Here is an 18,995-nt window from a genome sequence, read left to right on the forward strand (position 1 = left end):
TCAGTTCGCGCTGAGCAGCGTTTGAATCGCCACCCCGGCGCCACCGGCCGCGGCGGTGATCGCCAGGGTCACCCAGTCGGCGACCTTCGGACGCTGCGGGTTCGCCGATAGCTGGCCGGTGCCGCCGCGTGCGGTGATCGCGTCGCCCATCTCGTCGGCACGTCGCAGCGTCACGGTGATGGCAGCGGCCAGCAGGTCGATCACTTCGAGCCGGCGTTGCTGCCGTCTTTCCTTGCGGCTCTTCGGGATCTGCTTGGGGCGCAACCGCCGCGCGGCGTTGAGCACCTGAAACTCGTCGATCAACATCGGAAAGGCGCGCAGGGCAAGCGCCAGCGCCACCGCCCATTCGTCCACCGGCAGCCGCAACGGCCGCAGCGGCCGGCCCAAAGTCGCCAGAGCCGGGCCGATTTCGGCGACATTGGTGGTGAACGACACCAGCGCACCCAGCGCCAACAGCAGCACCGTCAGCGTGGTGATCCGCAGAAAGTTCAACAATCCGCCGAGTCCCAGTTGCACGCCGCCCACCGAGATCAGCGGACTGCCGCCGGCCAGCGCGGCGGTGATACCGCCGAGTGCCAACGCAATCCACAACCAGCGCGGTATCGACGGCAGCGCGCCCCGCGGAATGCGCGCGATCCAGATCGCCGCCAGCACCAGGGCCGACATGAAGCCGATCGTCACCCACCCCGGGTAGAACGCCAGCAGCGCCGAAATACCGAAAACCACAAGGAGTTTGGTGCCGGCCCACAAGTCGTGGATGGGCGAGCCACCCGGTATCGGAACCAGCAGCACGACGGGCCGGCCGGCCTTCCGCGGCTGGCGTCTTTCCGAGGTTGACTTGACGGTCATGACACCGACCCCGGTCCGGGCACCGCGGTGGCCGAGGCCGACTCCAGCACCCCACCGCGTAGATGCAGCGTGCGCGGACACAGGGTTTCCATTCCGGCGAAGTCGTGGGAGATGACCACCACGGTCAGGCCGCGCTCGCGGCGCAAGTCCTCCAGCAGTCGCAGCAGGCCGCTCTGGCTGGCCGCGTCCAGGCCGGCCAGCGGCTCGTCGAGGATCAGCGCCTTGGGTGAACACGCCAGCAGTCCGGCCAGCACGACTCGACGCATCTGGCCGCCGCTGAGTTGGTCGATGCTGCGCCTGGCCAAGGCGGGGTCCAGTCCGACGACACCGAGCGCGGCGATCACGCGGTCCTCGTCCTTATGCGAAAAGCCGGCCGCCGAGGCCACTTCGAGGTCCACCCGGCTGCGCATCAGCTGCAACCGGGCCGCCTGGAAGGACAGCGCGACCGCACCGACCTGCTCGTGGGTGGGCCGGCCGTCGAGCAGGCAGACGCCGCTGGTCGGCGTCGTCAACCCGGCCATGATCCAGGCCAGGGTGGACTTGCCGGAGCCGTTGCCGCCGTGGATCAGCACCCCGTCACCCTGCTCGACGACAAAGTTGATGTCGCGCAGCGCGGTTTTCGCCCACGGCGTCCCGATGCCGTATTCGTGGCCGACGCCGATCAGCTCGAGGGCCGGCGCGTGCCGGGTGTCGCCCACCCCGGCCTGCGGCATCGGGGCGTCGACGGCTTGGACCATGCCGGTGTTGTCCGGCGAGTCGCTGAGTTTGATTGTGCGGTCGGCGGATTCGGCCTCGTTGCTGTAATGCGTGATATGCACCAGGGCGGTCCGGTGCCGTTTGGTCAACCCGGACAGCACCTCCAGCAGGCCTTCGCGGCCCTGCTGGTCGACCATCGTGGTCACCTCGTCGGCGATCAGCACCGCCGGTTCACGCGCCAGCGCGGCCGCCAGCGCCAGCCGCTGCAGTTCACCGCCGGACAGGCTGCCGGTGTCGCGTTCGGCGAGTTCCTCGAGCCCGACCTCGCGCAGCAACTTGGCGACATCGGTCTTGGTGCCCGGCGGCAGACCCCACACCACGTCGTCGGCGACCCGGGTCCCCAGCACCTGACTCTCCGGATGCTGCAACACAATCGCCGTTCCACCCAGCTGGCCCAGACCCACCCGGCCGGGACGTTGCACGGTGCCCGACGTCGGTTCGCGGCCGGCCAGGATCAGCATCAGCGTCGTCTTGCCCGAACCGTTGGCACCGGTGATGGCCACGTGCTCGCCGACCCGGATATCCATGCTGAGCTCACGCAACGCGTCCTGGTCGGCGCCCGGGTAGCGGAACCGCACCTTGTCCAGCCGCACCGGAACCGGCCCGATCGGAGTCTCACTGTCGTGATCACCGGCGGGCGCGTCGAGCTTGTGCACGTCGGGGATGCCGCGCATCCGCTCCAGCAGCCGCGATAGCGCCCACCAGCCGATCAGCGACATCCCCATCACGCTGATCGTGACGATGCCCAGCAACACCGGCTGCCAGTAGCGCAGCGACCAGGCGAAGATCCATTTCAGCCAGAAGCCGACGCTCTGCATGTGTACGCGGCCCAGAAATGAGGCCATCCCGTCGACGTTCGCGGTGATCGCGTCGCGCATCAGGTGCCGCAGCCGCACCAGTGCCATCAACGCCCCCACATTCCCGGCGGCGAACACCACCCCGGCGATGAAGGAGGTGACCACGACCGTGGGCGTGCCCCGCCCCCGGCGTTTGACCACGCCCGTCAGCCCACCGATGTAAGCGCTTTGGATGACGCCCATGAATGCGCCCATCCCGGCGATGAGGAAGGCGATCACGCCGGCGGCCACGGTCATGGTGATCAGCACCCGCAGCCGGTACCGGTAGGCCAGCAGGCCCGCGGGCACGGTGCCCAGCAGCACAATGCCGCCGGCAAAGGGCACCGCGACAGAGATGATCGCGGTCACCGCACACAACGCGGCCATGACCGACGCCTGCGCCAACTCGCTCGGTCGCAGCGGTCCACCCCGAGGGTGCGCAGACGGCCGGCCGGGTGGGGTCACTTCATTGATTCTGCCAGGCACAGAACCCATGCCGATGCAGCACATCACCGTATTCAGCTTTTTACGCCACCGTCACCGCAACTGGTCTCGCATAGCAAAGCTATGCAACGATGAGTGCATGAGTTCGCCCGCCACGGCAAATGACGCCGGGCTCCCCCACGGCCTCGGCGCCGATCTGCTGGCGGTGGTCGCGCGGCTGAATCGGCTGGCCACCCAGCGCATCCAGATGCCGCTGCCCGCCGCGCAGGCCCGCCTGCTCGCCACCATCGACTCCCAGGGCGAAGCACGCATCGGCGACCTGGCCTCCGTCGACCACTGCTCGCAACCGACGATGACCACCCAGGTCCGCCGGCTCGAGGAAGCCGGCCTGGTGTCGCGCACCACCGACCCTTGCGATGCCCGCGCGGTGCGGATCCGGATCACCCCGGACGGACTGCACATGCTCAACGCGGTGCGCCGAGACCGCGCCGCGGCCATCGAACCGCAACTGGCCCGGCTGGAACCCGCCGAACGCCAGGTACTGGCCGACGCCGTGGACGTGCTGCGGCGCCTGCTGGAGAACGCGGCGACCACCCCGGGCCGCCACACGCTGTGATCCCGGCCTGACCGGAGCCAACTGCAGGTGGATAGACCGCCGCAGTGGGTAGACACTTGACGCAGGTCGCGCACCCAGGCGTCGCGGCCCGATATCCGAGACGTGAAAGGCGGCGGCCATACCCGATGCTTCCCCGCTGACCGTTTGGGTCGGATCGTTGCGGTACTTCTTCACGCCGGGCCGCGACGTGATCGTGGGCCACGGCGGGCATTGCGATATCCGGCTGGACCGAGATGGGCTCCCCGGGGCCGATGGCGCGTCACAGCCGATTCCCGATTTGGTGTTGCGCTTCGCCGGCACCCACTGGCTGGCCGTCGACCAGAGCCAGCACGGCTTGTTCGTGGATGGCGCCCGGATGACGACGGTCGACATCCGGGACGGCCTTTCGATCGTGATCGGGGACCCTGCGCGGGGGCCACGGTTGACCTTCGAGGTGTCCGCTGCCGACGACCAGCCCCCGTCCGCCACCGATCCGCTGGGACGCCGGCCCTTGCCGCAACAGCCCGCCAGGGGGCCGGAGCACTCGGCGTCGGATCCGCAGACCACACGCATCCCGGCACAGCCGGTGGCCCTACCTGCGGAGCCGGAGACGACGCGCATTCCGGCGCAGCCGCCGGTTACCGACGAGCCGGCCACCAGCCGCATCACGGTAGAACCGGAGACGGCTCATATCCCCGCGATCCCGCTCGAACAATTCCCGGTGGAGCCGTCCCCCCTGGAGCGGCCCACCAGGCCGTTCCGGTACATCTCCACGCAGCCAACCGCGCCGCCCGCCTCACCACCCCCGCCGGCCCCGCCGCCCCCCGCACCTGCAGCATCGCGGCCGGCCGCGACGGATCCGCAGCCCAAGGGCCTGCTGGCGCGGGTGGCCGAGGGGATGCGCTCACCGCGACCCGCCGACACCGGACCCGACGAACTCCCACCACAAACCAACCGCCTGCCACTGCAACCGGATGCCCGGACCATCGGCGTGGCCGCCTACCGGCTCGGCCTCACCGTCGACGGCCGCGACGTGCTCGCGGACGTGTCGTTCACCAGCCGCCCGGGAGCGCTGATCGCCGTCGCCGGCCCGTCGGGGGCGCACAACTTCGCGCTGACAAGCCTGCTCTCCGGAACCCGCGCCCCCAGCACCGGCGTGTTGAGCGTCGACGGCCACGACGTGTACGCCCAGCCCGAGGACATCCGGTTCCGGATCGGGTCGGTTCCCCGCGACAACCGTGTGCACCCGAACCTCACCGTGGCACACGCCCTGCGATACTCGGCGGAGCTGAGGCTGCCGGCCAACACGTCCGCCGAGCATCGCGAACGCACCCTCGACCAGATCCTCGACGAGCTCGAGCTGACCGCGCACCGCAAGACCAAGGTGTCCAAGCTGCCGCCCGACCTGCGTCGATGCGTCGCGCTGGCATCCGAACTACTGGCCCGGCCGTCGCTGCTCGTGGTCGACGAACCCGGCGCGGGATTGGACCCGCGGCAGGAAAGTCACGTGATCCGGCTGCTGCGGCGCCAGGCCGACCTCGGCTGCGTGGTCGTGATGGCCGTGACCTCACCCGCATCGCTGCCCCACCTCAACATGTGCGACCAGGTGCTGGTGCTCACCCCCGCCGGGCGGCTGGCGTTCGCCGGGCCCCCCTCGGACACCGAGTCGGCACTGGGCACCACCGACTGGCGCGAGATATTCGCGCGTGTCGGCAACGACCCGCACGGCGCCCATCACGCGTTCCTGGCCCGCCAGCAGGCCTCGGTGTCGCCGACGCCGCCGTCGGTCACGGCCGTGCAGCGGACCCCCCCGACCCGCACTTCCGGGCAGCAGTTCCAGATGGTGGCCCGCCGCCAGCTCCGCATGCTGCTGACCAGCCCTTTACACCTCCTCGTGCTGGTGGTGCTGCCGTTCGCGCTGGGCGCCTTGACGTTGCTGATCCCGGGCCATGCCGGATTCGGCCGGGCGGCACCGTCGTCGACCAACACCCACGAAGCCATCGAGATCCTGGCCGCGCTCAACTTCGCCGCGGTCCTGCTGGGGACGACGGCATCCGTCGGCGCCCTGGTCGGCGAACGTCGCGTTTTCCGCCGCGAACAGCAACTCGGGCTGTCGGCCACCGCGTACCTGCTGGCCAAGATCGCCGTGTTCGCCGTCATCGCGGCCGCGCAGGCCGCGATCGTCACCACCATCGTCATCGCCGGCAAGGGCGGCCCCCGGCATGGTGCCGTGCTACTCGGCAACGCCGATGTCGAGCTGTACGTCAGCGTGGCCGCGACGGCCGTCGCCTCGGCGATCGTGGGGTTGGCGCTGTCCTCGCTCGGCAGGTCGCTGACCGAAGTCCTGCCGCTACTAGTGCCCGCTCTGCTCGCGTCGCTGCTGTTCGCCGGGGGGCTGGTGTCACTGGTCGGCACCTGGGGGTACGACCAGATCTCCTGGTTCATCCCGGCGCAGTGGGGGTTCGCGGCCGCAGCGTCCACCGTCGACCTGCGCCGGGTGGACAGGTTGGCCGAGCAGAACGCGCTGTGGACCCACTACTCGGGCTGGTGGGTGTTCGACATGCTCATCCTGGCCGGGTTGACCGCGGCGTGGGCCGGATTCACCGGGTACCGGTTGCGGCCGCGGATTGCGACTCAGACGTAACGCCGGACCCGTTTGCAGTACTCCTCGAACTCCCGGCGGTAGTGCCGGCGCAGGAACGCCTCTTCGCGCAACACCTGCCGGTGGAACAACCAGGTGCCGGCGGCCAGGTAAAACAGCGGAACCCAGTTGGGGAACACCAGGAGCTGGCCGAGCAGGAACACAAAGAAGCCCACATAGATCGGATTGCGGCTAACCGCGAAGACGCCCGTGGTGACTAGCCGTCCGGGCTTGTCGACGTCGATGCCCACCCGGAAGCTTCGGCCGAACGACACCAGGCTGATCGCCAGCACCGCGATGCCGACCGCACACAGCGCCACGCCGACCCAGGCGACAACGGTGGAGTGGAAGAACCTCTGCCGGCTGACCATCGGCCAGCCGAATGCCGCGGCGAAGATCGTATAGAAGTAGAACAGCGCGACCGGCGGGATCGCGAAGTCACTGTTGTCGAGTTTCCCGAAATGCATTGCCCGGGTTCCGGTTCGTTTGAGCACCAGGACTCTGCCCACCACGGTGCCGATCAAAAGCACCACCATGAGTGCGGCCAGGTATTGCGGCATTGCTGCTCTCTCCGTCGCCGTGCTGCCCCAATGATTCCACGACACAGCCGAGTCGATGGACCCACTTTGTTTCGGCGGCGCGCGTAACGGGTTACCGTCGGAGAATGGCGCCACAGAACAAAAGCACTGCCGAGCATCTGCGCGACGCGTTGGACGGGCGTTGGCGGGACGTGAAGAACCAGACGCGGAAAACCCTCAGCGGTGAGGCGTTCCGCCCGCACTACACGCCCAACACGGTGATCGCCCGCGCGAAGGTGGCCGAACAGATGCAGCTGATGGCAGCGGCGGGCATCTCCGACGAAGGCTTCCGTAAGGAGCACGGCGGCACCGGCGACGTCGGCGCGGCGGTCACCATGATCGAGATGCTGGCGATGTCGGATCTGTCGCTGATGGTCAAGGCCGGCGTGCAGTGGGGACTGTTCGGCGGCGCCGTCGAAAATCTGGGTACCGAACGACACGGCCGCTACATCCAGGACATCATCACCCTCGACCTGCTGGGCTGTTTCGCCATGACCGAGACCGGGCACGGCAGCGACGTTCAGTCACTCGAGACGACGGCAACCTATGACGTCGAGACCCAAGAGTTCGTGGTGCACTCCGAAACCCCGACCGCACGCAAGGACTACATCGGCGGGGCCGCCGAAACCGCCACCATCGCAGCGGTTTTCGCGCAGTTGATCACCCACCAGGACGGCGAGCCGGTCAACCACGGGGTGCACTGCCTGCTGGTGCCGATCCGCGACGCCGACGGCAACGACCTGCCGGGGGTGACCACGTCGGACTGCCACTACAAAGGTGGCCTGCCCGGCGTCGACAACGGACGCATCATGTTCGACCACGTCCGGGTTCCGCGGGTGAACCTGCTGAACAAGTACGGCGACGTCGCCGAGGACGGTACCTACAGCTCGCCGATCGAAAACCCCAACCGGCGATTTTTCACGATGATCGGCACGCTGATCCGCGGCCGAGTGACGGTCGGCGGCAGCGCCGGCAACGCGGCCCGCGTCGCGTTGGACATCGCCACGCGATATGCGTTGCAGCGCAGGCAGTTCGAGGCGCCCGACGGCGCCGGCGAAGTGCTGATCATGGACTACCTGGTGCACCAGCGCCGGCTGTTTCCATTGATCGCGCGCTCCTATGCGCTGCAGTTCGCGCAGAACGAACTGGTCTCCAAATGCCATGACCTGCAAACCTCCGACGTCGTGGACGCCGACGAACAACGTGAGCTGGAGGCGCGTGCGGCGGGCCTCAAGGCGGCCAACACCTGGCATGCCTCGCGGGCTATCCAGGAGGCTCGTGAAGCGTGTGGCGGCGCGGGTTACATGGCCGACAACCGGCTGATCGCGCTGCGCGCCGACACCGATGTGTTCACCACTTTCGAGGGAGACAACCACGTCCTGACCCAGCTGGTGGCCAAGGAGTTGCTCACCGCCTACGCCGACGACATCAAGAGCATGAGCCCGGTGGAATGGGTCCGGTTCGCGGCCAACACCGTCGGCGACCGGGTCATGAAACGCACTGCGGCCGAGGCGATCATGCAGCGGATCATCGACGCACGCCAGGACAGTGAAGAGGAAGGCAGCCTGTTCAACCGCGGTACTCAGGTCAAGATGTTCGAGGATCGTGAGGACTATCTGCTGTCCTCGGTGGCGCGGCGACTGCAGGGCAAGTCCAAGGAGATGTCGGAGTTCGACGCGTTCAACGCGGTGCAGGATCACGTGCTGCACGCCGCGCAGGCGCACATCGACCGGGTGGTGCTGGAAGCTTTCGTCGCAGGCATCGACGCCTGCCCCGATGAAGACGCCCGCGAACTGCTCGAAGTGGTGTGCGACTTGTACGCGTTGTCGGTGATCGAGGAAGACAAAGCCTGGTTCATCGAGCACACGTACCTGTCGACCGAACGGGCCAAGGCCGTCACCCGCGGCATCAACGACCGCTGCCGGGTGCTACGCCCGCACGCCAAGACCCTGGTCGACGGGTTCGGCATCCCGGAGCCGCTGCGTTACGCCGAGATGCTGCATCCGGAGAACCTGCCCGACTGAGTTTCCGCGCCCTATTCGCCTGTCCCCCAACGTGATCGGCGCTGCGGGGCTACTGGTGCGGGATCGGCCCCAGTGCCTTGAGGTTGCCGTCTGGCCCGATCTGGAACTTCACGGTGCCGCTACCACTCGGGCAGCATTCCTCGTCATTGCCGACGCGCCAACGGTATTGGACGGTGACGGTGTCGTCGGCGGGAGCCAGCACCGAGATGTAGGGCTTCGGGTTCGGGGTCGGCGAACCCAGCGGTCGGTCGTGGTCGAAGAACGACAGCTGCTGCGGCGTCGATTCGGCGGCGATGGTGGGGATGATCTGCACCCAATACAGTCGGCACTTGCGCGTGTGGCCGCGCGCGATCTCCACCCAACTCGACCCAGGCACCTCGACCGGGACGGCGGCGATCGCCCCGCGCACCGTCTCAGCGGTCGGGCCGTCAGACTCCTTGCAGGTGTCCGGCTTGGCCGGCGCAGCAGCCCGCGGCTTGTCGCCGCAACCGGCGACCACCAAACCCAGGATCACCCACACCGTGACGAACCGACGACGCACGTCGCGAGCTTAGCGAAGCGCGTCACGACGGCCGTGCCGGTGGGCGACAGCCCGCCTGGATGGGGCCTGTGAATGTCCGTCAGGTTTCGCTGAAACCGCAGGTGGGAGCTTTGCAGGGGCCGAACCGCGGGTAGGTTCGGCAGTGCTGGCAACGCAGGCAGCGACCATCGCGCCCGAGTGGCGGGAACCGCGCTGTTGCCCGCCGGTTTCCGGCCCCGCACAGCCGTAGCACCTGCGCTGGGAGCAGACCGTAAAGCGGATGAAACCTCGTGCGCGGTGAGCCGAAACATCGTCGGCGCAGCATTGCCCGCGATACAGCCGAGCGACCGAAAAGGACATCCGGCGTGAGCAGGGGGCAGTAGTGACGGACAGCACCGGCGCCGTCAACACCGTCTGCGCCTACTGCGGCGTCGGATGCGGACTGGTGCTGCAGGTCACAACGGGCCCGCAAAGCGCTTCGAATCATACTCGAACCATCACGAAAACGGTTGGCCGCGAAGACCATCCGGCAAATCACGGCCGGTTGTGCACCAAGGGCGCGACCACCGCCGACGTCCTAAACGCATCCGGTCGCGCGGAGTCGGGCTACCTGCGAGCCGAGCGCGGCCAACCGCTGGAACGCGTGGACACCGACGCGGCGATAACTCACGCCGCCCAACGGTTACGAGACGTCATCGACGAGCACGGCCCGGACGCCGTGGCCCTGTACGTGTCAGGGCAGCTCTCGCTGGAGGCGCAGTATCTGGCCAACAAGCTGACCAAAGGATTCATCGGCACCAACCAGATCGAGTCGAACTCGCGGCTGTGCATGGCGGGCGCGAGTTCCGGCTACAAACTCTCGCTGGGCGCCGACGGCCCCCCGGGCAGCTACCAGGATTTCGACCTCGCCGACGTCTTCTTCGTCATCGGCGCCAACATGGCCGACTGCCACCCGATTCTGTACCTGCGCATGATGGAACGGGTCAAGGCCGGCGCCAAGCTGATCGTCGTCGACCCGCGGCGCACCGCAACCGCCGCCAAGGCCGACCTGTTCCTGCAGATCGCCCCCGGCACCGATCTTGCGCTGCTGAACGGACTGCTGCAGCTGATCGTCCAAAACGGGGACATAGACCATGAATTCATCTCCGAGTTCACCACCGGCTGGGAGACCATGCCGAGTTTTCTCGAACAGTTCACCGTCGACAGAGTCAGCGAGATCACCGCCATCCCGGCCGAGGACATCCGCACCGCGGCACGCTGGATCGGTGCGGCCGCCAACTGGATGACCTGCTGGACCATGGGACTCAACCAGAGCACCCACGGCACCTGGAACACCAACGCGGTCTGCAATCTGCACCTGGCCACCGGCGCGATCTGCAGGACCGGCAGCGGCCCCTTCTCGCTGACCGGGCAACCCAACGCGATGGGCGGGCGCGAAATGGGTTACATGGGACCGGGTCTGCCCGGTCAGCGCACGATCACCAGCGCCGAAGACCGCGAATTCACCGAGGATCGGTGGGGCATCCCACGCGGGTCGCTGCGCACCGACGTCGGCGCCGGCGTCGTCGACATGTTCTCCCGCATGGCCGACGGCCAGATCAAGGCATGCTGGATCATCTGCACCAATCCCGTTGCCACCGTTGCCAACCGCAAGACGGTGCTGGCCGGCCTGGACAAGGCCGAACTGGTGATCACCCAGGACGCGTTTCTGCGGACCGAGACCAACGAGTACGCCGACGTGGTGCTGCCGGCCGCGTTGTGGACCGAATCCGAAGGGGTGATGGTCAATTCCGAACGCAACCTGACCCTGTTCGAGCAGGCGGTCGACCCGCCCGGACAGGCACTGCCCGATTGGCGGATCATCGACCGAATCGCCTGCGCAATGGGTTATTCCGACGCCTTCGGGTACTCCTGCGCCGAGCAGGTGTTCGAAGAGATCAAGGCATTCTGGAATCCGCAGACCGGCTACGACATTCGCGGCGTCAGTTACCAAAGGCTGCGCCGCACGCCGGTGCAATGGCCCTGCCCACCCGATGCGGAGACCGACAGAAACCCGATCCGCTACCTCAACGACGGCATCAGCCAGAACCGGCACCTCCGCGACGACGGTCACGCACCGCGACTGGCGTTCCCGACGCCGGACGGTCGCGCGGTGTTCTACGCCCGTCCGCACCTGCTGCCCGAGGAGATGCCCGACGCCGACTACCCGTTGCTGCTGAATACCGGGCGACTGCCGCACCAGTGGCACACCATGACCAAGACGGGCAAGGTCGCCAGACTGAACAAACTCAACCCGGGCCCGTTCGTCGAAATCCATCCGGAAGACGCGGCCCGCCTGCAGATCTGCGACGGAGACCAGGTGGAAGTCGCCTCCCGTCGCGGTCGCGCCGTGCTGCCCGCCGTCTGCACCGATCGCGTGCGCCCCGGAAACTGCTTTGCGCCGTTCCACTGGAATGACGTCTTCGGCGAATACCTTTCGATCAACGCCGTCACCAACGATGCCGTCGATCCGGTGTCCCGTCAGCCGGAATACAAGGCCTGCGCGGTCACGCTGACCAAGGTCGAAGCCGCGGCGCAGCGACCGGCACCCCGGCCTGCGGCGACCGACTCACCCCAGGAACAGCAACGGGCCTCGACCGTGGTGTTGTGGGCGTCCCAGACCGGCAACGCCGAGGACCTCGCCGCCGACGTCGCCGCGCGGCTGCGGGACGCCGCCGTGCCGGTCACCCTGCACGCCATGGACGAATTCCCGGTGGGTCGGCTGCCGGACACACCGGAACTGCTGCTGATCACCAGCACCACCGGTGACGGCGACCCCCCGGACAACGGCGTCGGACTGTGGCGCGCGCTGTCGGCGGCCGACGCGCCGCGCCTGACCGCAACCCGGTACGCCGTGTTGGCGCTCGGCGACTCCAACTACGACGACTTCTGTGGATACGGGCGAAAACTCGATGCCCGCCTCGCCGAACTCGGCGCGACCCGCATCGCAGCCCGCGTAGACTGCGAGCCCGACTACGAGCAAGCCGCCACCCATTGGCTCGAGGACGTGCGAGAAAAGCTGACCTCGATGCCCACCGAGACGGCCGCCGCGCCGCCGGCCGTCGGGACGTCGCCGAGCCCGGCCGTCGGCGAGACCCCGCAGTATTCCAAGCAGCGCCCGCTGGTGACCGACGTGATCCGCAACACCACCCTGAGCCGTCCCCAATCAGCAAAAGACGTGCGGCAGTTGGTGTTCGACCTTCCCGAGGAATCGGTCAGATACGAAGCCGGTGACGCGCTCGGCGTCTGGCCGCACAACAACGACGAGTTCGTCGACGAATGGCTGACCGTGAACAGGTTGGACGGCGACACCGAAGTGCACGTCGCCGGCCACGGGTCCATGTCGTTGCGCAACGCGCTCACCGACCGGTTCGAGATCGCCCACATCAGCCCCGATCTGCTGCGGTTCGTCCGCGAACGGACTGTCGACGCGGATGCCGCAGACCAACTCGACGAGCTGATGAAGCCGGAAAACAAAGCGCGGCTGGCGGATTGGTCGTGGGGACGCCAATCGGTGGACCTGCTCGCCGAGGCGCCCGTCGCCGCGTCGGCCGACGAATGGCTGGCCATCCTCAAACCGCTTCAGCCACGGCTCTATTCAATTTCGTCCAGCCCCAAGCAACACCCCGGCGAAGTGCACCTCACCGTCTCGCCGGTGCGGTACAACTTCCGCGGGGTCGCGCGGCGCGGCGTGTGTTCGACCTACCTCGCCGACCGCTCCCCCAGCGACCGCATCGCCGTCTACGTGCGGACCTCGAAGAACTTCCGGCCCCCCAGTGATCCGCAGACAGCGATGATCATGATCGGCCCGGGTACCGGGATCGCACCGTTTCGGGGTTTCCTGCAGGAACGACGTGCGCTCGGCCACACCGGGCCCAACTGGCTGTTCTTCGGCGAGCAGCACGCCGCCACCGATTTCTACTACCGCGAAGAAATTCAGGCGATGCACGCCGACGGCCTGCTCACCGAACTGGATCTGGCGTTTTCCCGGGATCAGCGGGACAAGATCTATGTGCAGCACCTGATGCGCAACCGCGGCGCGCACCTGTGGCGGTGGCTGCAGGACGGCGCTCACCTGTACGTTTGCGGCAGCGCGAACCCGATGGCCAAGGATGTCGAGCAGGCGATCCGCGACATCGCCGCCGAGCACGGCAATCTCGGCCCCGAGGCGGCCGGCGACTTCGTCCGGAGCCTGCGCGCCGACAAGCGCTACCACCGCGACGTCTACTGACAGCCTGACCGGGATCTGTAATACGGCGGAAACGTCGAGCGACGTCTGCTGAAACATGGCAGTCGCACGATGCACCCAATGGAATACGCACTCGCCGGAAGGGGCGTTTTTCGTGGGTCGCAATCAGGACGGTTCTAACGGGACCGCGCAGAAGCCCGCTTGTCCGCTGCACTGCCGATCGCGCCAGGGCAACGACAGCACTACCGCCGACCAGGTCTCCTGGGCCGGCTTGCCGGTGAACCTCGACCTGGCCTTCTCGCAGAATCAGCGCGACAAGGTGTACGCGCAGTATCTCAAGCGCAGGCGCGAAACCGCATTACGGCGCTGGACCAACGATGTCTCGCAATTGTGCGTCTGTGATGCCACCGAATACGGCCACTCCAACCCCGACGTAGACAAGTCGGTCTCTGGTCTCTGACCAACCGTTTCCGGGCATCTGATGGGCTGATCGCGCCCGATGGGCGATACCGTGACGTGGTTACGCCCAGTCACGGACGGAGCTTGCCCATGAGCGATGCCTGCGTGCCACGATTCCCGGCCGCCTTGTCCACACCGAGCCTGAACCGCGGGGTGGGATTCACCCATGAAGAGCGCCGTCGGCTGGGGCTCACCGGCCGGCTGCCGTCGGCGGTGCTCACCCTGGACCAGCAGGCCGACCGGGTGTGGCACCAACTGCAGAGCATGGCCACCGATCTGGGCCGCAACCTGCTGCTCGAGCAGTTGCACTACCGCCACGAACTGCTGTACTTCAAAGTGCTGACCGACCATCTGCCAGAGCTGATGCCGGTGGTCTACACGCCAACCGTGGGCGAAGCGATCCAGCGGTTCTCCGACGAATACCGCGGGCAGCGCGGCCTGTTTCTGAGCATCGACGAACCCGACGACATCGCCCCAGCGTTCGAGACACTCGGGCAGGGCCCCGACGACATCGACCTGATCGTGTGCACCGATGCCGAGGCGATCCTGGGCATCGGCGACTGGGGTGTCGGCGGCATCCAGATCGCGGTCGGCAAGCTGGCGCTCTACACCGCCGGCGGCGGCGTGGACCCCCGCCGGACACTGGCGGTGTCACTGGACGTCGGTACCGACAACGAACAGCTGCTGCACGACCCGTTCTACCTGGGCAACCGGCACGCCCGCCGGCGCGGCGACGAGTACTTCGACTTCATCCGGGGCTACGTCGAGACGGCCCACCGCATGTTCCCCAGGGCGATACTGCATTTCGAGGATTTCGGGCCGGCCAACGCGCGCAAGATCCTGGCCACCTACGGCGCCGATTACTGCGTGTTCAACGACGACATGCAGGGCACCGGCGCGGTAGTGCTGGCGGCCGTCTACGGCGGGTCGAAGATCACCGGGATTCCGCTGCGCGAGCAACGGATCGTGGTGTTCGGCGCCGGAACCGCGGGTCTGGGTGTGGCCGACCAGATTCGGGACGCGATGATCGCCGACGGCGCTACCGCCGAGCAGGCCACCGCACAGATCTGGCCCATCGATCGGCAGGGGCTGCTGTTCGACGACATGGACGACCTGCGGGACTTTCAGGTGCCGTACGCCAAGAACCGCGCCCGCCTCGGCGTGGGCGCCGACCAGCGAGTAGGACTGGTCGAGACGATCGAACTGGCCGCACCCACCGTCCTGCTCGGCTGTTCGGCGGTGTCCGGAGCGTTCAACCGCGCAGTCATAGCGGCGATGACCAAATCGTGTGAGCGGCCGATGATCTTCCCGCTGTCCAACCCGACGTCGCGGATGGAGGCCATGCCCGCAGACCTGGTGCAGTGGTCGGCGGGCAAGGCGTTGGTGGCGACCGGAAGTCCGATGGCACCCGTCGAGTACCAAGGGACCACCTACACCATCGGGCAGGCCAACAATGTGCTGGTCTTCCCGGGTATCGGACTGGGCACCATCGTCGCCGGGGCCCGGCGGATCACTCAGCCGATGCTGCATGCTTCGGCGAAAGCCGTTGCCCACCAAGCGAATCCGATCGCACCCGGTGATTCGCTGCTGCCCGACGTACGGAATTTGCGGGACATCTCAGCGCAGGTGGCCGAGGCGGTCTACCAGGCCGCCGTCGACGACGGGGTGGCAACCAAGACCTACCAGGATGTGCGCCAAGCGATTCGCGACAGCATGTGGGCTCCGGTCTACGACTGATCCGCGGCACCGGCCACCGGCAAACCGGCCGCCTGCCAGGCACCGAACCCACCGACCAGGTCCGCCACCTCAACGAAACCCGACGCCTGCAACAGGCTGGCCGCGATCATGGAGCGCGTCCCGCTCGCGCAATAGGTGACCACCGGCGCTGACTTGTCGAGTTCGTCCCGCGACTCGGCCAGAGCGGGCAGCGGGATGTGCCGGGCGCCGGGAATCATCCCGTCCGCCACTTCGGCTTTTCCGCGCACATCGATGATCTGTAGCCAGCCGGTAGATCGGCGGAGTTCATCGGTGGTGTAGCGGGTGGTTCGCTCGACGAGCTCAGGCTGTTCCCGCAGCACGGCATCCAAGTCGTGCAATTGGCCGATCACCCGGTCCAAGCCCACCCGAGCGAGGCGGATTCTGCTCTCCCGCGCCTGCGTGGGATCGCCCACCAGAACGATGTCCCGATCGAGGTCCAAGACCCCGCCGGCCCACTCGGCGAAACGCCCCTGCAGGCTGACGTTCACGGCGCCACGAAAATGACCCGCCGCAAACTTCTCCGGCTCGCGGCCGTCGAGCAGGCCGGCGCCCCCGGCGGCGAGCCTGACCACCGCGCCGGGGTCCAATGGGCTTGGCGGATCTTGGTTCAACAGTGGACGCCGCTGCCGATTGCGGTGCGAGTCGTATTCGAAGTACCGCGGCTGCACCGCCTGGTCCGACGTCAGCGAGGCGACGAACTCGTCGACGTCGGAGATCTGGGCGGCGTAGTTGGTCTCGCGCTGCTCGCCGATGGTGGAACTGGTTTCGCTGGACAACTGCTTGCCGCAGGTCGACCCGGCCCCGTGCGCCGGGAACACCCTGGTGGCGTCGGGCAGCTTGAGCAGTTTGTCGTGCAGCGTCCGGAAGAGGGTTCGAGCGAGATCGTCGGCGCAGATTCCTTCCTGGGAGAGCAGATCCGGGCGGCCCACATCGCCGACGAACAATGCGTCGCCGGTCAGCACACCGTAGGGAATCTCGTCGTCCGGGTGCTCGTACACCACGACGGAGATGGACTCCGGCGTGTGGCCGGGGGTCGACAGGATCTCGAAAGTGACCTGCCCCAGACAGATCCGCTGCCGGTCGTGCAGCGGATCGATCGCGAATTCGACGTTCGCGTCCTTCCCGTAGGAGATCACCGCGCCGGTCGCGGCCGCCAGTTCCAGGTGACCGCTCAGGAAGTCGGCGTGGATGTGGGTCTCGATGACCCGCTCGATCCACAGACCGTGTTCGGCCGCCTGCTCGAGGTAGGGCTCGACGTCACGGCGCGGATCGACGACCACGGCACGGCCCGTGGTCTCGTCCCCGATGAAATACGAGGCTTGAGAAAGGCAGTCCAGGTAGTGCTGTGTGAAGATCATCCGGTCTTTACTCCCTGCGCCTTGGTTACGTGCTGCCTTGGGTTCCCACGATCCGCGCGGGCTTAACGAGGGCCGGATTCAATCACGGTGAGTTTAATCTGGTGCACCCGCCGGGTCAGCGTCGCCGCTGCTCGGGCTGGCCGTACAAGGCGACCACGACGCTGCGGTCCAGGCTGTTGTTCGACCAGACACCCATCGCGGTGTTCGTGCAATCCCGCATGATCGCAAGATAATCCGGGTTGTCGGTCCACTGCCGCATCACTTCGAGGCCGCTGATGGCCAGCGCCGGGTTGATCGCCACGGTCTCGGCGACACGGCCGCGAAACCCGGCGGCCTCAGCCCTGCCCTGCGGGGTCGAACCGTCGGATCCCATGTCGTCGTTGATGTTTCGGTTGTTGATCATGTCGTCGGCGTGCCACTGTGCGGCCAGGTACAGCGAGTTGTTCATCACGACGTCGTTCGTGCAGCCGTTTCGGTGCTGAATCGTGTAGACGCCGGACACGACACTGTCGTTGAGCCGCTTGTTGTCGGCGCCGGCGATAGGTGCCACCCATCCCGCTGCCGCCGCGAGCGCGACGACAGCCGCCGAGCGGGTTGCGCATCGGATCAAACCGGTCATGGGGTCCCTCGCTCACACCGGATCGAAGCGCGACACGAGCCAGCGCCCGCCGACCTTGTCCAGCGTCACCCGGATCACCGGCTGAGTGTCGGTGGGGGTGCCGCCGTCGCCGACGGTGACGGTCTGATTCACGAACAACAGCACGACGGCGTGATTCTGGGTCGCCGAAACCGACGACGCCGCAGTCACTTTGGCCGCAGCCATGATGTGCTTCTGCTTGGCGCCGGGGATCACGACCTGACGGGTCAACGACGTGTAGGCATCCTTGAATTCTCCGGTCAGCCGCTCGCGCGCCGCATCGAGTTCTTTCTCCGCCGAGTCCGGACCGTAGGACAACAGCGCGACCGCGTCGTCGCTGGCGGCCCGCACCGATTCGGCGCGCGCCTGCGATTCGTCGGCCCCGGACAGGTCCACCCATTTGAAATAACCGGCCGTCAGCGCAAGCAACAGCGCGATCCCCGGCAGCAGGCCGAAGGCCAGCACCCGCACCCACGCGATCGGCGTCGGATGCCGGTTGGTCTGGGCATCACCGTCGGAGTCATCGGACACGTCCTCGGCGGAGTGTTCGTCCGCCTCTTCGGCTGCTGCCGCTGTTTCGAGTTCGGCAGCCGGCGTGGTCTCGTCGAACGGCGAATCCTCTTCGTGCGTCGATGTTTCGGCGGTATGTTCGCGCAGCGTTGTCATGGCACGAACACCACGTTCGACATCTTGACATCGTTGCCGACGGCTTGGACCTCGATTCGCATCCGCCACTCCCGTGGCGCCTCCTCACCGGCCGCGGTCCGCGACTTCACCGCCACCGCCACCATTACCCTGGCCGAGTCCCCCTGCTGGGATTCCAGTCCGGCTTCGGTGACGGTGCCCTCCGATTTCGACTGCGCGGCTTTGACGAGTTCGATGAACGGTTTGGCCCGATGCTCGAAATCGTCGCGGAACGCGCCGGTGGCCGAATCGAGGATTCGCTGTACGTCGGCGTCGATCTCGGTGTAGTTGAGCGTCGTGAGATTCACGGCGCCCTGTCGGGCCGTCTGGATGAACAACTGGCGCTGAACCCGGGCCTGGTGCCGCTCGTAGCCGCGGTAGCCGAGCCAACCGGTCAGGCCGGCGAGCGCGGCCACGACGAGCCCGCTGGCCACTAGGGCGCGCCCGGCATGGGTAAGGCGGCCAAGCGGATTCGGCACCCGCCACAGCCTCCGGCGCGCGGACGTCTCGGCGTCCGGCTGCTCGACATCAGCGTCGGTCACCTGCGGGGCCTGGCCGGATTCACCGGTGTCGTCGGTGTCACCGGTGGCCCCGGCGTGGTCGGACGGCTCGTCGGTCATATTGCTCC

Annotated in this window: 14 protein-coding genes; 6 read left to right on the top strand and 8 right to left on the bottom strand. The window is 67.3% G+C overall.

The features are described from left to right. Nucleotides 1-849 (bottom strand): CbiQ family ECF transporter T component, encoded by an 849-nt coding sequence (locus MKCMC460_RS19060; RefSeq protein WP_236982292.1) that lies wholly within the window; start codon nt 847-849, stop codon nt 1-3. Next, nucleotides 846-2,906 (bottom strand): ATP-binding cassette domain-containing protein, encoded by a 2,061-nt coding sequence (locus MKCMC460_RS19065; RefSeq protein WP_370652890.1) that lies wholly within the window; start codon nt 2,904-2,906, stop codon nt 846-848. Before MKCMC460_RS19065 ends, MKCMC460_RS19060 begins: the two co-directional genes overlap by 4 nt. A gap of 118 nt (nt 2,907-3,024) precedes the next feature. Between MKCMC460_RS19065 and MKCMC460_RS19070 the strand changes: the two genes are divergently transcribed. Both MKCMC460_RS19070 and MKCMC460_RS19075 read left to right on the top strand, forming a co-directional pair. Then, nucleotides 3,025-3,501 (top strand): MarR family winged helix-turn-helix transcriptional regulator, encoded by a 477-nt coding sequence (locus MKCMC460_RS19070; protein ID WP_238304696.1) that lies wholly within the window; start codon nt 3,025-3,027, stop codon nt 3,499-3,501. A 157-nt stretch (nt 3,502-3,658) separates the two neighbouring features. Then, complete coding sequence (locus tag MKCMC460_RS19075; protein WP_238304697.1) at nt 3,659-6,124, top strand: ATP-binding cassette domain-containing protein; 2,466 nt, start codon at nt 3,659-3,661, stop codon at nt 6,122-6,124. Here the strand turns inward: MKCMC460_RS19075 and MKCMC460_RS19080 are convergent. Next, entirely contained in the window at nt 6,115-6,681 is a 567-nt protein-coding gene (locus MKCMC460_RS19080) for an isoprenylcysteine carboxylmethyltransferase family protein (protein ID WP_236982280.1), read from the bottom strand. The genes MKCMC460_RS19075 and MKCMC460_RS19080 overlap by 10 nt on opposite strands. A 104-nt stretch (nt 6,682-6,785) precedes the next feature. Here MKCMC460_RS19080 and MKCMC460_RS19085 point away from each other — a divergent pair, with 104 nt between their 5' ends. After that, entirely contained in the window at nt 6,786-8,723 is a 1,938-nt protein-coding gene (locus MKCMC460_RS19085) for an acyl-CoA dehydrogenase (RefSeq protein WP_236982278.1), read from the top strand. A 49-nt stretch (nt 8,724-8,772) separates the two neighbouring features. On the opposite strand, the gene MKCMC460_RS19090 is transcribed toward MKCMC460_RS19085, so the two are convergent. Continuing rightward, entirely contained in the window at nt 8,773-9,264 is a 492-nt protein-coding gene (locus MKCMC460_RS19090) for an LppP/LprE family lipoprotein (protein WP_370652893.1), read from the bottom strand. Between the two features lie 361 nt (nt 9,265-9,625). On the opposite strand from MKCMC460_RS19090, the gene MKCMC460_RS19095 reads away from it, so the two are divergent. The 3 genes from MKCMC460_RS19095 to MKCMC460_RS19105 all read left to right on the top strand — a co-directional run bounded on the left by MKCMC460_RS19095 (nt 9,626) and on the right by MKCMC460_RS19105 (nt 15,667). Further along, nucleotides 9,626-13,513: a bifunctional nitrate reductase/sulfite reductase flavoprotein subunit alpha gene (locus tag MKCMC460_RS19095; RefSeq protein ID WP_238304699.1), complete on the top strand. Its 3,888-nt coding sequence runs from the start codon at nt 9,626-9,628 to the stop codon at nt 13,511-13,513. Nucleotides 13,514-13,625: 112 nt separating this feature from the next. Beyond that, complete coding sequence (locus MKCMC460_RS19100) at nt 13,626-13,931, top strand: hypothetical protein (protein ID WP_236982276.1); 306 nt, start codon at nt 13,626-13,628, stop codon at nt 13,929-13,931. 89 nt (nt 13,932-14,020) lie between these two features. After that, nucleotides 14,021-15,667, top strand: coding sequence for an NAD-dependent malic enzyme (locus MKCMC460_RS19105; protein WP_236982274.1), 1,647 nt, complete (start codon nt 14,021-14,023; stop codon nt 15,665-15,667). On the opposite strand, the gene MKCMC460_RS19110 is transcribed toward MKCMC460_RS19105, so the two are convergent. From MKCMC460_RS19110 to MKCMC460_RS19125, 4 genes are all read right to left on the bottom strand, one after another. After that, nucleotides 15,658-17,046, bottom strand: a complete 1,389-nt coding sequence (locus MKCMC460_RS19110) for a rhodanese-like domain-containing protein (RefSeq protein ID WP_236982273.1) — start codon at nt 17,044-17,046, stop codon at nt 15,658-15,660. The two genes, MKCMC460_RS19105 and MKCMC460_RS19110, sit on opposite strands and share 10 nt — an antisense overlap. A 115-nt stretch (nt 17,047-17,161) precedes the next feature. Beyond that, on the bottom strand, nt 17,162-17,665 hold the full coding sequence (locus MKCMC460_RS19115; RefSeq protein WP_236982271.1) for a CAP domain-containing protein: 504 nt from the start codon (nt 17,663-17,665) through the stop codon (nt 17,162-17,164). Nucleotides 17,666-17,677: 12 nt separating this feature from the next. Next, nucleotides 17,678-18,349, bottom strand: a complete 672-nt coding sequence (locus MKCMC460_RS19120; RefSeq protein WP_236982269.1) for a hypothetical protein — start codon at nt 18,347-18,349, stop codon at nt 17,678-17,680. Next, nucleotides 18,346-18,987: an Mce protein gene (locus tag MKCMC460_RS19125; RefSeq protein ID WP_236982267.1), complete on the bottom strand. Its 642-nt coding sequence runs from the start codon at nt 18,985-18,987 to the stop codon at nt 18,346-18,348. Before MKCMC460_RS19125 ends, MKCMC460_RS19120 begins: the two co-directional genes overlap by 4 nt. Between the last annotated feature and the right edge of the window lie 8 nt (nt 18,988-18,995).

The sequence above is a fragment of the Mycobacterium sp. 20KCMC460 genome (genome assembly GCF_022179425.1).
Lineage (GTDB): Bacteria > Actinomycetota > Actinomycetes > Mycobacteriales > Mycobacteriaceae > Mycobacterium > Mycobacterium kiyosense.